Source organism: Citrobacter sp. Marseille-Q5395 (assembly GCF_947057495.1).
Lineage (GTDB): Bacteria > Pseudomonadota > Gammaproteobacteria > Enterobacterales > Enterobacteriaceae > Citrobacter > Citrobacter murliniae.
In genome coordinates this window covers 223,520-237,513 of the sequence record NZ_CAMSEL010000007.1, presented here as the reverse complement: position 1 = coordinate 237,513, position 13,994 = coordinate 223,520, and the positions used below count along the sequence as shown (strand labels likewise).

Sequence of the window (13,994 nt, the reverse complement as noted above, 5' to 3'; positions counted from 1 at the left end):
GAAGATGAAGAGATCAAGATGTAGAATGTATTTTGCCGTTACGTTAACGGGTATCGCCTGTTCAATGCTGTCATCATATGTAAATGCGGCTATTTCACTGGATCGAACCCGGGCGATTATTAATGGTGATGATAAATCCATCAGCCTGAGTATTAGCAATGAAAATAAAAACCAACCTTACCTGGCTCAGGCATGGATTGAAGATCGGCAAGGGAAAAAGATTTCTTCTCCTTTAATTGTGTTACCTCCTGTTCAGCGTGTGGAACCTGGTGCGAAAAGTCAGGTAAAAATTCAAGCCTCTCCTGCATTGGCACAATTACCCCAGGATCGGGAATCGCTGTTCTATTTTAATCTGCGTGAAATACCGCCGCGCAGTAAAACACCGAATACATTGCAAATTGCGTTGCAAACCAGAATCAAGCTTTTTTACCGACCAAAAGCGATCGCCATGGATAAAACCCAGGCAGCGGATGGTGATTGGGTAGAGAGCACAACTCTGCAGCGTCAGGGGGACAAATTTATTTTGAATAACCCCAGTCCTTATTTTTTAACAGTGGTTATTGCTCAACCTGGTGTAAAAGGGAAAACGGTTAAATTTAAACCAACAATGATTGATCCACATGGACAGGCAACGCTGGAAGCATCGGCCAGTGAGTTGGGAAACCATCCGGTATTGACCTATATTAATGATTACGGTGGACGTCCGCAAATTCAGTATACCTGCAGTGGCAATACATGCCCGGCAAAATTATTGAAATAAATGCCACAGAAGGGAGTTATGGAGAAAATTCGACTCGTTGTAATTTTTATTGTCTTTTTAATAATGAACTCGGCGTATGCGGATCGATATACCACAATGATAACGGTTTCGGTTAAAGTTGTAGAACCGGCATGTGTGGTGAATGAAAACAAACCGATCAACGTGGATTTTAGCGATCATGTTGCTGTGACAGATGTCGCGGCAGGTTTGGCCGTAAAAGACATTGAGTACACGCTGCAGTGTTATGATGCAAATCCGTCGTCGGTGCCTGTTAATATGTATATTAATGGTTACGCGCAAGGATTTGATAAGGGTAGCGTGCAGACATCACTAAATTATCTCGCAATAAAGATAAAGGCGGATGGTGTGGATTTTCCATTAAATACAGATTTGACTATTAATTCCGGTGGTCCTTATCCTAAGTTGACGGCTACCTTAATTAAGGCACCGAATCATGAGTTGCAGACGGGTGAATTCACCGCTGAGGCAACAATGGTAGTCTATTATCCATAATACGATTCACCATGTTGGTAAGTAAAAGCAGGTACCAGTTTCTGATATTTAACTGAGGATCAGAATCCTTTATTTGTGTCACCAATAAATGTAGGCGATAAGTGAAAATAAATATTTGGCTGTTCGGTATAGCGCTTTGTGCAAGGGGCGGTGTGGTGAATGCTGATAATAATGTACACTTTACTGGTGCATTAATATCAGAACCTTGTGAAATTAATGGCAACCAGCAGATTAATGTTGATTTCGGTGATAATGTTATTACAACAGATGTCTCTGCTGGTCTGGTAACGAAAGATATTACTTACACCTTGGACTGCAGTAATGCTGGCTCCACGAGCAATTTAAGCATGGAAATATCAGGGACAATTGTTGATTTCGATCAGTATGGCGGAAGCCTCGAAACATCAATTCCAGAGCTGGCTATTAAGCTAAAACATGATGGTGCAGATTTTCCGCTTAACAAGAGTCTGCCTTTTACTGCAGGTAGCCAGCCTGTCCTGTCAGCATTGTTGATTCAGGAACCTGGTTCACACCTGCCTACAGGCCAATTCAGCGCATCAGCAACAATGACGGTAGACTACCCATGAAATCTTCTCTGTTACTCTTATTATTCTTTGTTCTCCAGCCCTGGGGAATGGCTCAGGCCGCTGGCCCTAATATGTTTTTCAGCGGGACCCTGGTGATGCCCCCTTGTACCATCAGTAAGGGCGCAAAGGTAGAAGTTGATTTTGGTGAGGATCTGGGGGTCAATAAAATTGACGGCGTGAATTATACCAAGCCTGTTGATTATACGGTGGACTGTGACGAGGATTATGTGGCTAACCAGTTGGCGATCGTTATCGAGACGACGAGTCCAACCATTTTTGATCCGTCGGCAGTTGCAACTGACAAAAACGGGCTTGGCATCAAGGTGATGATCGGCACGCAACCAGTTACTTTTGCCCAACCAATTGCTGTCGACGATCCCACATCCCCGCCGGTTATCAGTGTCGCTCCGGTTAAAGATCCCGCTATTACGCTGGAGGAGGGCGCCTTCGAAGCTTTCATGACTCTACGCACGGATTACATATAGGTAAGCCATGAAGCTCAATATTCTTCTGTTCAGTGTGCTTTTACTGTTGAAATACAATCCGCTCTATGCTGATGGCAATGTCCATCTTTCAGGGGCGCTGGTTTCGGAACCATGTACGCTGCCTGACGGTAGTGACAATATTCCGCTTAATTTCGGGACCGTGGTGGATAAAGATCTCTACGCGCACGAGCGTACTGATAGCAGTGCGTTTACGATTCATTTGGCAGATTGCGATCCGTCTGTATTGTCGACGGTCAGCGTTACGTTTCAGGGAACAGAAGAAACAGAGTTACCGGGTTTGCTGGCGATAGATCCTGCCAGTACGGCAAAGGGTATTGCGATTGGTATTGAAGGCGATGATGGGACATTACTGCCTTTGAGTACGGCGAGTCCCTACGCTAACCTGATACCGGGAAATAACGATTTAAATTTTCAGGCGTTTGTCCAGGCTACGCCGACAGCGATGGCTAATAAAGCCCTTGTTGTCGGTGAATTTTCGGCGACAGCCACCTTTGTTCTGGGTTACCAATAAATATTATCGTCGAGGTTTAAATGCGCTATTTACTATCCAGCCTGTTGTTAATTATCTCTTCAGCGACGGCAAGCCAATACCCGGTGATAAGTTCTATCACTACTGATACACAGGACGCTGAGCATATAGTTTACCATATTACTCAGCATTTAATTAATTACCCGGACCCTGCGATTGATGCGATACCGCCTGCGGGCTATATGTATGCAACTTTGGCAATGAAGCATCCAAAATATATCTATGATGGTAACCCTCAGACATTAGTGATGCCGGGTTATGTAAGAACATCGAGTAGTAAAAGTTACAGCGAATCAGCGCTGGAAGCATACAATAGTCAACAAGGTATCACTACGTTTATTTCACCGTCGGTATCCGAACCGTTAAAACCGGGACAGGATTGTATAGGCTATTTCTTTACTCCGTCTTTAGATCCGAATATGAACTCGGCTGCGATTAAAGCGCCTGCAGGGTGTGTAGGTGTACCGCCTGCGCAAGAGTGGTGCAAGATAGTAACGCCAGAACTGGTATTCGATCACGGGGTAGCTACGCTGGAAGATGCTAAAGATGACCGCATCGCTGATAAAACGGCCAATCTGCGGGTGAATTGTACTGCCGATATGCAGGTGACTTTTAACCTGATGAATACGGATACTGGTGGCTTTGAATCTGAGTCGATTAATTTAACTCCATCTGGCAGAGCATTTATTTTCGTTGATGATAATGCGCTTAATAGTACTCGTAATATTCCTTTTTCTCTAAAAGCTGGGAATAATGACCTGCCAGTGACTAGTCGAATATCTGATATTAACGCTACTGGCGTTTATTATGGAAGCAGTGTATTGATAATGGAACCATATTAACTCTATTTGTTTCTGAAGTGTTAATAATTATCTTTTTATATCATGGCCTGATGATTATATAGATTCTGTTTGCGGGTGCGGATATCCTGTAGCATATAGGGCTATCGCATCTTTATTATTTATTAATATTGTTTTTTATTACTGTGAGCCAGTATGAACTCTCGCACGATTGTAAAATTTTCCCTACTGATGCTATTTATTCTTTTTGTCGGAATTTTATCATGGCCATGGAAAACGCTCTCTGGATACGGAATGGATATCACGCTCAATATTCTGGTCTGGATCTGGGTAGCTCTGTGGGGAGCGGCTCTTTCAATTCTGCTATGGCGTAAGAATATTAAGGGGAGTCTGCCTTTGGTACTTCTGCTCGCGGGCGCGATCCTGATGAGTGTACCACTGGCATGGACACCAATGAGCTCATGGGGAGAATCACTTACCCGTTTGGGGGGGCTCTGGGCAATGGCCCTGCTAATGGGGCTACTTTTACAGTTTCCCCTGCGGGGACGCGAACGGCAGTGTATTTATATGATTATTATTGCAGCAGGGATTATTCAAACAGGGATTTCCTGTTGGCAAATTCTGGCACCGGAAAATGCTGCTGCCTGGACGGAGTATTCCTTTGCCGGCCAAAATGGCCGTCCTGCAGGCACGTTTCTGCAAATCAATCTGTTAGGTTCTTTTTTAGCAACCGCTTTCCTGTGTGCACTGTGGCTAATGTCTTCAGGACTGACGCCAGGTTTGCGCAAAGCATCCATGCTGTGTTCTGTGCTGTTGTGTGCCGGAGTCATTATTACGCAGTCCCGTTCAGCGCTGCTCAGTGCCATAGCAGGTGGTGTTTTGATGTGCATTTTTAATCGCAAGAAGCCTTTTATCCTTGCGGTTTTGGTGGTGATTTTGCTGGGGTCATTCGTGGGTGAGGCAACTCTCAATCAACGCGTCAAGCTGTTACCGCAAACACTAGATACCGCTATGGGGAATTTAACGGGGACAAACCACGACGAGCGTCCTCGTGATATCGACTTGAGAACAGCCTGGAATCGCCAGCATTCTGATGCTGAACGTTTCACTTTACTCAAAGGCGGGATGGCGCTGATTTATTCGCATATTTTTAAGGGGAGCGGACTTTCTTCTTTTGAAACTGCTTTCCCCAAGGCTTTGGCCAGTGAGGGAATAACCAATCCTTTTACTGTGACGGTTCGTTACCCACATAACGAATTAATTTATGTCTGGTGCGAAGGCGGAATACTGGCATTAACAGGGATCTTACTTTGGTTGTCTCTTGTGATTGCGCCGTTTCGGGCAATTAAAGCACGTAATGTCTGCTCGCGTGGGGCATTACTATTACCTCTGTTGCTACATATTATGACGGAGTATCCCTTGTATTTATCTGCTGTACATTGCGTGTTATTGGTTATATTGCTGTGGCTGGCACTTCCAGTGACGATCAAAAACAGTGAGAAACGCTGGCAACCTTCATTTCCATTACGCCTGGGAATACAGGCAGCAAGTTATGTTCTCTGTCTGTCAGGCACCCTATTTATGGTGACCGCACTGCAGTCCGCTAAACAACTGCGTCAGGCAGAGGATTTTTGGTTAAGCGATCCTTCATTATTGGCCGTTTCTGGTAATGATTATGCACAGGCAGACCATTTGTTGTTTGATCGGGCAGCTAGCGACCTGGCGCTTTTCAATATTAATTCTGATGTCTCGTTACTTATACAGTTTCAGTCTCAGGCCGGAGAGTGGCTGAAGTGGCATAACGATTCAAACATGATGGACTCAATGAGAAAAATTGCCTTGTATTTTAATAATTCACCACAAGCGCAATACTGGAATTATCGTGGTTGTTTGAGTTTTCCACAGGATACTCGCTTTTCATGTACAACAGCTGTAATGCAAGGGAAACCACAATAATGAATGAGTCCAAAGCGCTACAACCCGTATCAGCGGTGCAAATTACTCATCTGGATGAAATGGTTGGCGGCTGGTTTATTGGTGCATTTACACCTGCTGCTTATTCGACGAATGATGTTGAAGTTGCTGTAAAACATTTTCCTGCTGGAGTGGTTGAAAAGGCGCATGTCCACCGGATTGCTACAGAAATAACATTGCTGCTACAGGGACGAGCACGGATGGCTGACAGGGAACTGAAGGCAGGCGATATTATCACTCTGGCACCTGGAACCGCCAGTGCATTCGAGGCTCTGGAAGCGTGTATTACCGTGGTAATAAAACATCCCGGTGCGCTTAATGACAAATATTTTGAGAGTTAATGTGATGCTGAATATTGTGATTCCAATGGCAGGTCGTGGAAGCCGGTTTGCGCAGGTGGGTTTTACCGATCCAAAACCCTTCATCTCCATTGCCGGTGTGCCGATGATTGAACTGGTTATTAATAATTTACGCCCGAGCTGCCCACACCGGTTTATTTTCATTTGTCAGCAAGCACATCTGGAACGCTATGATTTTGCTGCGCGTCTGGAAAGTCTGGCTCCAGACTCTCTGGTTATCAGCATCGCTGATATTACTGATGGCGCACTTTGCTCTGTTTTGAGTGCCGCAGCGTTAATTGATAACAGATCCCCTTTGATGATTGCCAATTCCGATCAGTGGGTAAATATCAATATTGACGACTATTTAGCAGAAATCGAACGCCGCGACCTCGATGGCTTTATTATGACAATGTCGGCAACTGATTCTCGTTGGTCGTATGTTAATTATGATGAAGAAGGGTGGGTATCTCAGGTCGTCGAAAAAGAAGTTGTTTCCAGTGAGGCGACTGTTGGCATCTATAATTTTCGCTCTGGCCGTGATTTCTGCCGTCTGGCACGATCGATGGTTGCACGCAACGAACGCAGCCAGGGGGAATTTTATGTCGCCCCTGTGTATACCCATATGTATCGTGAAGGGTTATTCCGTATCGGTACTTATAATATTGGCTGCAATGGGAAAGGGATGCATGGTCTGGGTACACCTGAAGATCTTGCGCAATTTATGAAGAGTAAGGCCCTGAAAAATGCCCTGGAGAAATGTGAGGCAACGGTATGAGACTTATTGCCTGCGTACACCGGAGAGGATTACGTTGGCCTGTATGCCGGGTATTGCAGGATCCTGAACGCTGTTTTTCCCGACTTCCTGAGAATACAACCGTCATTACATTTGCGCGGGTTAAGAGTGCTCCAGTACATAAACTGACAGCAGTAGATCGCTTTTTAGACATCACTAGCGCTAATGTTGTTTGTTCACACTGGGATTTTTCCCCATTGGCGGCTCAGTTACTATGGGATACTGCACATCTTATTCCTGTGGGTGGTTGTCTCTATTTACTTGAATCGGAAGGCGTAGGGGAATTACTCTCCAGGTCCTATTATAAAAATAGATTCGTTGAGATCACATCAGCAATCCCGGGTATTCGTTGTTTCCAAAAAAAGAGTCTATTACCAGCCGAAAATGATCGTGGTCTGGATGCCTGGAGTTTCTGTATTCCGGTTGGTGGCACTGATGCAGACATGTTAAATGCTTGTGTGGAACGGATTCTCTCTTTGGGGGTGGAGCAACAAGAGATCATTCTTTGTGGTCAGGTACCTGAAGACTTTAGCTATTTTAGTGAAGTGAAAATTATTGGTGAAGCATTACCCGAATATCCAATACATATTACCAAAAAGAAAAATATGCTGGTAAAAGCGGCTACTTTACCTAATTTATGTATTCTTCACGATCGTGTTCTGTTGCCCGTTAACTTCAAAGACGCAATCAAGCGTTTTGGTGATAATTATCCCTTCGTTGGTTTTCAGTCATTCTGGTTTGCTGATCAGTGGCAGGCTACACCGCGTCGTTATTCCGACTTTGGTACGATATCGTCAGTACCTGAGGCTTTAATAAAAGCTGAGCGTTTACGTCGCACAGAAATTAAAGAATTTAACCCGATGAAAATGGCAGCGCAACATCCCGTTCGCTCTCATTTTGGTCATGATTATCTGACCGGCAGCCTCTATTTGTGTAAGCGAAGCGTTTGGCATTGCTTGCCACAGAATGAGAACCTGTTCTGGGGGGAGTTTGAAGACGTAGAGCAGGGAATTCAAGCGGCAGTAGCTGGTGTACCTTCTCGTGTAAATCCTTATTCACTGACAGAATCGCAGCGCTATCGCAGCATAATGCATGGATATGGCGTGCTATCTGGAGTGGTGAAAAATGGTAGTATCAGACAAGAACGATCTCCAATGGAATGGTGGGGGTTTACACGCAAACCTGCACTGGATATTACTCATCAGGAAGGGATAAAGCGTCTCGCGGCTTTTGCTCAACGCTATACGGGAAGCGATATTCTGGTTCGTCAGATACAACATCGTCCCTTAACTGGAGTGCGTCGCTTTTGTCTGATAGCAAAATTATTGTGGCAAACGCAAGGTAATACCAAACATCTGGTAGAAGATTGGTTCAAGGAGGTTTTATGCGAATCTTATGATCCGGTCTCGAGAGAATCATTTCAGTTTGTACTGAATAGTGCAGCAAGTGTCGCGGATAAAAAGCTTTTTTTCCTTAAGCATATTAGCCTGACGCGCCAGTTATTTAATAATTTTTTCTCTTCACCTTTCATTATGCCCGATAAAACTCAAGAAAAAACAGGGATCAATAAATTTATAGGAACATTCATTGCCGCAGTCTGGTTGAAGTTCTTTAGTCGACATACGGCTTTCCCTATATCGTTACTGCAGCTCTGGCGTATCTTACGCAATCACAGAGGTGTTGTATGACACAAATTAATGTACTGAATGCACCGCTTACCACCGTACATTCATGGGCAGAAGGAAATAGCGAAGCGCTGTCATCATTATCTGGCATTAATGATACTTGTACTGTCTGGATTACACTGTGTGATGACCGGATAGTTGAAACCAGAGAAATGACGGAAGCCGGGCCTACATATCCGCTGGTTTTCATTATTTATCAGAATGGGATGCAGGAAGCACCAGAAAAGATTTGGCCAATGTGTCTCCATTATATCAATGCGGTCGCGCGCAATACACAGCAAGTGGATCTCATTCTCACAGGCGAAATGATCTCTCATCGGTATGCTGCGTGGGTAAACTGGTTGAATTTTGTTTCTGATACACCATTACCATTGCGTCGGCTGCTCCTCTTAAGCGTTTTGAAAATAATAGCCTATGGCAATGGGTTTTTTATTCAAAATAGAGCCGTACAATTTGTATCCCGCTTATTCAGGAAAATGTAATGAAACAACTAAGCCTCGTCATTCAGGGGCCTGTGCAAACTAAAGAACAAACTCTTGAGCAGTTTTTATGGCAGCTGCAACGAGTGCGGGATACATTTCCTTTAGCTGAAATTATTGTTTCATCCTGGGATATGGCTGATGCCGGGAACGAGTTTCTCGCCGACTTGTTATCACATATGGATATTACGTTGGTTCTCAGTGACGATCCTGGTCCCATTATCGGCTGGGAGTCAGCAGGTAAGCATTTGACAAATGTTAATCGCCAGCTAGTTTCTACTCGCGCGGGGTTGAATGCTGCAACCCGGGAACTGGTAATTAAGCTACGTACTGACTGTTATCTCACCGATCGATCTATTGTGAGGTTACTGGAACAGCATGTTGCTGCGGATGATGGCTTCATTCGTGATAATACGTTTAGTGTATTTTCTCAGCGCGTTATTACTGCCAGTTGGATCGCTCGTGATGCCAGAGGGAGCCTACCTTTTCTGTTTCATCCGGGTGATATTTTTCTTGCAGGACGCACGGAAGATATTAAAGTATTTTTTAATTCACCACTAGCCACTCAAGATCTCTTCATGCCCACTATATTTCCTGGGGGCCTGTGGTGCGCATGGCGTTATGTACCTGAGCAATGGCTGTGGGTTCATGCCATTAAAAAAGTTACGGGTAAATCTGTTTTTGATGGCAATTCCCAGCGCTCGGAACAATTAATATCTCTTTCGGAACAATATTTTCTGGCAAATTTTATCGCTTTTAATCCTGAACACCTTGGGTTGCGTTGGCCTAAGTTTCAGAGAAAATATAAATGGCGAGGTGCCTTCAGTGTTTATTCTTATTCACGATGGTTACGTTTATATAAACGCTATAATGGAGTGAAGGCATTTACTCCTCGAGCGCTTGCCAGTTATCTTATAACACGGGTATGGCGTTGGGGATATATTATACGTGCAAGGTTGCTTTGCTGTGTAGCAATACGTCGCGTAGTCTTATCTGTCTTTATTCATCGGAGCGAATAGATGAGTATCGTTAATGGCTTTATTTCTGATGTAAACAGGAGAGCGACGATATATGAGGTCTGGCAGTCGAGGCACCTGATTGTACAACTAATTATACGTGATTTATCCGTTCGCTATAGCCAGACTCTGTTGGGATGGCTATGGGCTTTTTTAAATCCAGCCATGAATATGTCAATGTATTACGCTATTTTTGGGGTGATGGTACGGTTTTCACCACCAGAATATCAAGTATCTTATAGCTGGGTGCTGTTATGTGGGTTGATTTTATGGATGCTGTTTGCTTCCACGCTTAATGCCGTATCTGAATCTCTTATTAATAATATACAATTGGTTAAAAAAGTGTATTTCCCGCGGGTTGCACTGACATTTTCTTGCATAGGTGTTAACAGTATTGATTTTCTCATTACTATGTTCTGGTTAATTTGTTTGCTCCCTTTTTTAGGGACTGACTGGTCTGTCTATCAATTGCCATTATTGTTTATTTGTAGTGGGGTGATGGTGCTAACCGGGTGGGGAGTAGGGTGTTTGATGGCGATACTTAGAACCCGTTTTCGCGATTTTCGCCATATTATCCCCCTGTTAACTCAGTGCTTGTTTTACGCAACACCTGTTGTCTGGACGCCTGGTTTACTGCCTGAACGTTTTTACTTTCTGACAGTATTAAACCCACTGAGCGGTATTATTTCTCTTTTTCGTTATGTCTTACTTGGCGGGGCTTGTCCTTCCTTTATCTTGTTGATTATCAGTTTTTCGGGGTGCGGATTAATCATTCTGGCGGGTTATTTTTGTTTTAATCACTATGAAGCATTAATTGTGGACAGAGAATGATCAGATTTGAAAATGTCAGTAAATGTTATCTCCGACATCAGCTACAAGGAAACTCGCTGCGTACGGCACTGGCGTTCCAGCGCAATAACGAGCATGAGTATTTTAATGCGTTAACCAGCGTCAGCTTTAATCTAGTGCAGGGTGAGTCTTTAGGTGTCCTGGGACGAAATGGTTCAGGTAAATCAACCTTGTTAAAACTCCTGACGCGAGTGACTCGCCCTTCGTCAGGACGCATTTTTGTTCGCGGACGTCTGGCCTCTCTTTTGGAGGTTGGTGCTGGATTTCATCATGACCTGAGTGGCCAGGAGAACATTTTCTTGGCAGGGGCAATTTTAGGTATGCGTAAATCGGAAACGCAAAAAAAAATCAAAGAGATTGTCGAATTCGCAGACATTAATGATGCACTTTACCAACCAGTGAGAACATATTCTTCAGGGATGTTTTTACGTCTAGCATTTTCGGTTGGTATCCATTTGGACTGCGATATTCTGGTTATTGATGAAGCGCTGGCCGTAGGGGATATGCAGTTCCAAAAACGTTGTCTTGAGAAGGTAAAAAGCTTCCAGCAGGAAGGGGGAACCTTAGTGTTAGTCAGTCATGATGCTGAGCAATTACGTGCAGTATGTCAGCGGGGTCTGGTCCTTGAGAAGGGATATCTGCTACATGATGGCTCCTTATCTGACGCTTTGAAATATTACTCAACGTTATAAAGAGATTAAGGATATTCACATGCAAATTTTGGCTCATCGAGGGGCCTGGCTCACATCCACAGAAAAAAACTCCCGCGGAGCGTTAGTGTATGCGCTTAAGTCAGGATGGGGAATTGAGACAGATATTCGTGACTTAGACGGAGAGCTGGTGATCAGCCATGATATGCCCCGACGAGGGGTATTGCCTCTGGAAACGTTATTTAAAGATTATGTGAATAATAGCTGTTCAGGCACACTGGCTTTAAATATGAAGGCTGATGGCCTGGCGAATGAATTGAAAGTTTTGCTGGCCCGGTATCAGATCACACGTTATTTCTGTTTTGATATGTCTGTGCCGGACTCTATGGACTATTTTTCAGCAAATATGATCACCGCTGCGCGTCTTAGTGAATATGAACCTGAAGGAGAATTGAGCCAGCGTGCGTCGGTTTTATGGGTGGATGGTTTTAGCTCTAATAAAGTCGAAATTGTTCTTATTAAAAGATGGCTGGCGTCAGGAAAGAGCGTGAGTTTTGTTTCACCAGAACTACATCAACGTGATCATGAATATTTTTGGCAAAGTCTGAGATCATTGCCTGAAGAATTGCTCAGTCACCCTAACATGATGTTGTGTACCGATTTCCCTGAGCAAGCAGAGGCATTATTAAAATGACACAGATTCGCGCCGTAGTGTTTGACATGGATGGGGTGCTAATTGATGCCAGGGATTGGCATTACCAGGCATTGAACCAGATTTTAGCGATGTTTGGGGTGGCGATTAACCATCAGGATCATCTGCTTGAATTTGATGGTTTACCGACTAAAGATAAACTGACTTTGCTGACAAAACGTTATGGGTTACCTGAGTCATTGCATCCTTTTATTAATGAGATGAAACAGCGTTATACCATGCAATTGATTCATCAACATTGCTGGCCAGTATTTGAACACCAACTCACGTTAGCCTGGCTTAGGCGTCAGGGTTATCAGGTGGCTGTTGCGTCTAATTCTATTCGCGACAGTATTGAAACAATGATGAGGAGAGCCCAGCTTTTACCCTATCTGAATTTTTTTCTGTCAAATGAAGATGTTACCTGCGGAAAGCCTGATCCGGAAATTTACAACAAAGCCTTTCAGATTTTAGGGGTTACACCCGCGGAGTGTGTCATTGTCGAGGATAATCCACACGGTATTATGGCTGCGAAAGCTTCGGGGGCGCACGTTTTAAGCGTTAAAGAACCAAAAGATGTTACTCGAGATCTGGTACGTAACTTTATTAATCAATGTGAGTCTATAAGATAATGAAGCCTATTTTATTATGTATCAACACCGTCGCTATGAATAGCGAAGATATATTTTCTTCGATTATTAACTGCGTGTTTCAAACTGGAGTACACCATAAGAATATAGATAACATATGTTATCTACCATCAAATAATATGACACCGCTATGTCAGGCGCTGTATGCTGCAGCCGATATTCCAGACCATGTGCCTGTACTGATAACAACGAGTGAACGCCTTCCGGGTTTCTTTCCTGCAGAGATATCATTGTCTGGATTAGTTGCAGGGGATGACGGGTGGCTTTTTTTTCATCGAGCCGATTTTTTTCGTCATTGCGCTATGAATGCTATTCGGGCTTATGACCCAACCAGCAATATAATAACCCTGACGGATTGCTGGAATCAGGCTTTGCTCTCTACAGAATATCATTTATAGCCACTGTTATATCGACTCTTTATCTAAATGACTAATGTACTAGCGTTATTATTTCCATTATCTGGAGGTGGTTATGCCACATTTCACTGATGAATTTCATTTGCTGTATGCATCTCAAGTCAGTTCTCTTATAGGTGAGTTATCTTTGTTTGGGGTAACAAAAAAGATTAAACGAGAAGAAATTATCAGGTTTTCTCAGCCGGGACGTTCCGTTGTATTATTAATATCTGGATTTTTTTCAATCTATCATATGCAGGACAATCTGTTTATAGCTTATCAGTCCCCGCAGTCCATTTTCGGTTTGTTGGGGTTAGTTACGGATGTTGACAGTATCTATCTGAAGGCTGAGACGGATGCAGAAATAGTTTTAGTTGATGTTGATGTTGTGCGTGAAAAAGTGGAGGAGAAAAAGTTGTGGAAAGCAGTAGCCATTAATCTTGTCCACATGCTCGCTTTAGCGATTCATCGTGATAGCAAGACGCTCAATAAGACCACCTATCAGCGAGTTTGCTTATCAATTTTAGAGTATGAAAAATTACCTTCAGAAATAAAAAAAAGAGTCGTGCTCAGCAAATATATTATTACGCGAACAACATTATCTCGTTCGTTGGTGATGAGTATTTTAGCAAGACTAGCTAAAGAGGGACGCGTTATGATAAAACGTGGACGATTGCTTTATGTTGACTCTTGTTTAGCGAAATTAAGGGAGTGCAGACACTAATTTATTTGTCAGGTATGTAACGCAGTATCACCCTTCATTTTTCTCGTATGCA

The 13,994-nt window shown here is 43.6% G+C and carries 17 protein-coding genes; all 17 read left to right on the top strand.

Annotation, left to right across the window (positions count from 1 at the left end; genetic code table 11):
• Positions 1–25: 25 nt before the first annotated feature.
• The 17 genes from OH663_RS10760 (at position 26) to OH663_RS10680 (ending at position 13,942) form a co-directional block, all read left to right on the top strand.
• Complete coding sequence (locus OH663_RS10760) at positions 26–760, top strand: fimbria/pilus periplasmic chaperone (protein ID WP_200010149.1); 735 nt, start codon at positions 26–28, stop codon at positions 758–760.
• An 18-nt stretch (positions 761–778) separates the two neighbouring features.
• Positions 779–1,273 (top strand): fimbrial protein, encoded by a 495-nt coding sequence (locus OH663_RS10755; protein ID WP_200010147.1) that lies wholly within the window; start codon positions 779–781, stop codon positions 1,271–1,273.
• Between the two features lie 101 nt (positions 1,274–1,374).
• Entirely contained in the window at positions 1,375–1,860 is a 486-nt protein-coding gene (locus OH663_RS10750; protein WP_144243077.1) for a fimbrial protein, read from the top strand.
• Entirely contained in the window at positions 1,857–2,345 is a 489-nt protein-coding gene (locus tag OH663_RS10745; protein WP_200010146.1) for a fimbrial protein, read from the top strand. The genes OH663_RS10750 and OH663_RS10745 overlap by 4 nt, the downstream gene beginning before the upstream one ends.
• A gap of 7 nt (positions 2,346–2,352) precedes the next feature.
• On the top strand, positions 2,353–2,877 hold the full coding sequence (locus tag OH663_RS10740) for a fimbrial protein (RefSeq protein ID WP_200010145.1): 525 nt from the start codon (positions 2,353–2,355) through the stop codon (positions 2,875–2,877).
• Between the two features lie 20 nt (positions 2,878–2,897).
• Positions 2,898–3,737, top strand: coding sequence for a hypothetical protein (locus OH663_RS10735; protein WP_200010144.1), 840 nt, complete (start codon positions 2,898–2,900; stop codon positions 3,735–3,737).
• Positions 3,738–3,989: 252 nt separating this feature from the next.
• On the top strand, positions 3,990–5,651 hold the full coding sequence (locus OH663_RS10730) for an O-antigen ligase family protein (protein WP_200010143.1): 1,662 nt from the start codon (positions 3,990–3,992) through the stop codon (positions 5,649–5,651).
• Entirely contained in the window at positions 5,651–6,010 is a 360-nt protein-coding gene (locus tag OH663_RS10725) for a cupin domain-containing protein (RefSeq protein ID WP_200010142.1), read from the top strand. The genes OH663_RS10730 and OH663_RS10725 overlap by 1 nt, the downstream gene beginning before the upstream one ends.
• The gene (locus OH663_RS10720; RefSeq protein WP_233617106.1) at positions 5,988–6,785 is read left to right on the top strand and encodes a glycosyltransferase family 2 protein; all 798 of its coding nucleotides are present in this window, start codon (positions 5,988–5,990) and stop codon (positions 6,783–6,785) included. The genes OH663_RS10725 and OH663_RS10720 overlap by 23 nt, the downstream gene beginning before the upstream one ends.
• Positions 6,782–8,491 (top strand): hypothetical protein, encoded by a 1,710-nt coding sequence (locus tag OH663_RS10715; protein ID WP_200010141.1) that lies wholly within the window; start codon positions 6,782–6,784, stop codon positions 8,489–8,491. Before OH663_RS10720 ends, OH663_RS10715 begins: the two co-directional genes overlap by 4 nt.
• Entirely contained in the window at positions 8,488–8,970 is a 483-nt protein-coding gene (locus tag OH663_RS10710) for a hypothetical protein (RefSeq protein WP_045445312.1), read from the top strand. Before OH663_RS10715 ends, OH663_RS10710 begins: the two co-directional genes overlap by 4 nt.
• A complete protein-coding gene (locus tag OH663_RS10705) occupies positions 8,970–9,986 on the top strand; it encodes a WavE lipopolysaccharide synthesis family protein (protein WP_200010140.1) in 1,017 nt (338 codons plus the stop codon). Before OH663_RS10710 ends, OH663_RS10705 begins: the two co-directional genes overlap by 1 nt.
• The gene (locus tag OH663_RS10700) at positions 9,987–10,814 is read left to right on the top strand and encodes an ABC transporter permease (RefSeq protein WP_200010138.1); all 828 of its coding nucleotides are present in this window, start codon (positions 9,987–9,989) and stop codon (positions 10,812–10,814) included. It abuts the gene before it with no gap.
• Complete coding sequence (locus OH663_RS10695; protein ID WP_200010136.1) at positions 10,811–11,524, top strand: ABC transporter ATP-binding protein; 714 nt, start codon at positions 10,811–10,813, stop codon at positions 11,522–11,524. Before OH663_RS10700 ends, OH663_RS10695 begins: the two co-directional genes overlap by 4 nt.
• A 19-nt stretch (positions 11,525–11,543) precedes the next feature.
• Positions 11,544–12,176 (top strand): PI-PLC domain-containing protein, encoded by a 633-nt coding sequence (locus tag OH663_RS10690; RefSeq protein ID WP_200010134.1) that lies wholly within the window; start codon positions 11,544–11,546, stop codon positions 12,174–12,176.
• Positions 12,173–12,805, top strand: a complete 633-nt coding sequence (locus tag OH663_RS10685; protein WP_200010132.1) for an HAD family hydrolase — start codon at positions 12,173–12,175, stop codon at positions 12,803–12,805. The genes OH663_RS10690 and OH663_RS10685 overlap by 4 nt, the downstream gene beginning before the upstream one ends.
• Positions 12,806–13,294: 489 nt before the next feature.
• A complete protein-coding gene (locus OH663_RS10680; protein WP_200010131.1) occupies positions 13,295–13,942 on the top strand; it encodes a helix-turn-helix domain-containing protein in 648 nt (215 codons plus the stop codon).
• Positions 13,943–13,994: the final 52 nt, after the last annotated feature.

What these genes read in the sequence shown, in the direction of transcription:
- OH663_RS10760 (WP_200010149.1), top strand. Translation starts at nt 26, where the DNA reads ATGTATTTTGCCGTTACGTTAACGGGTATCGCCTGTTCAATGCTGTCA.
- OH663_RS10755 (WP_200010147.1), top strand. Translation starts at nt 779, where the DNA reads ATGGAGAAAATTCGACTCGTTGTAATTTTTATTGTCTTTTTAATAATG.
- OH663_RS10745 (WP_200010146.1), top strand. Translation starts at nt 1,857, where the DNA reads ATGAAATCTTCTCTGTTACTCTTATTATTCTTTGTTCTCCAGCCCTGG.
- OH663_RS10740 (WP_200010145.1), top strand. Translation starts at nt 2,353, where the DNA reads ATGAAGCTCAATATTCTTCTGTTCAGTGTGCTTTTACTGTTGAAATAC.
- OH663_RS10735 (WP_200010144.1), top strand. Translation starts at nt 2,898, where the DNA reads ATGCGCTATTTACTATCCAGCCTGTTGTTAATTATCTCTTCAGCGACG.
- OH663_RS10730 (WP_200010143.1), top strand. Translation starts at nt 3,990, where the DNA reads ATGGATATCACGCTCAATATTCTGGTCTGGATCTGGGTAGCTCTGTGG.
- OH663_RS10725 (WP_200010142.1), top strand. Translation starts at nt 5,651, where the DNA reads ATGAATGAGTCCAAAGCGCTACAACCCGTATCAGCGGTGCAAATTACT.
- OH663_RS10720 (WP_233617106.1), top strand. Translation starts at nt 5,988, where the DNA reads ATGACAAATATTTTGAGAGTTAATGTGATGCTGAATATTGTGATTCCA.
- OH663_RS10715 (WP_200010141.1), top strand. Translation starts at nt 6,782, where the DNA reads ATGAGACTTATTGCCTGCGTACACCGGAGAGGATTACGTTGGCCTGTA.
- OH663_RS10710 (WP_045445312.1), top strand. Translation starts at nt 8,488, where the DNA reads ATGACACAAATTAATGTACTGAATGCACCGCTTACCACCGTACATTCA.
- OH663_RS10705 (WP_200010140.1), top strand. Translation starts at nt 8,970, where the DNA reads ATGAAACAACTAAGCCTCGTCATTCAGGGGCCTGTGCAAACTAAAGAA.
- OH663_RS10700 (WP_200010138.1), top strand. Translation starts at nt 9,987, where the DNA reads ATGAGTATCGTTAATGGCTTTATTTCTGATGTAAACAGGAGAGCGACG.
- OH663_RS10695 (WP_200010136.1), top strand. Translation starts at nt 10,811, where the DNA reads ATGATCAGATTTGAAAATGTCAGTAAATGTTATCTCCGACATCAGCTA.
- OH663_RS10690 (WP_200010134.1), top strand. Translation starts at nt 11,544, where the DNA reads ATGCAAATTTTGGCTCATCGAGGGGCCTGGCTCACATCCACAGAAAAA.
- OH663_RS10685 (WP_200010132.1), top strand. Translation starts at nt 12,173, where the DNA reads ATGACACAGATTCGCGCCGTAGTGTTTGACATGGATGGGGTGCTAATT.
- OH663_RS10680 (WP_200010131.1), top strand. Translation starts at nt 13,295, where the DNA reads ATGCCACATTTCACTGATGAATTTCATTTGCTGTATGCATCTCAAGTC.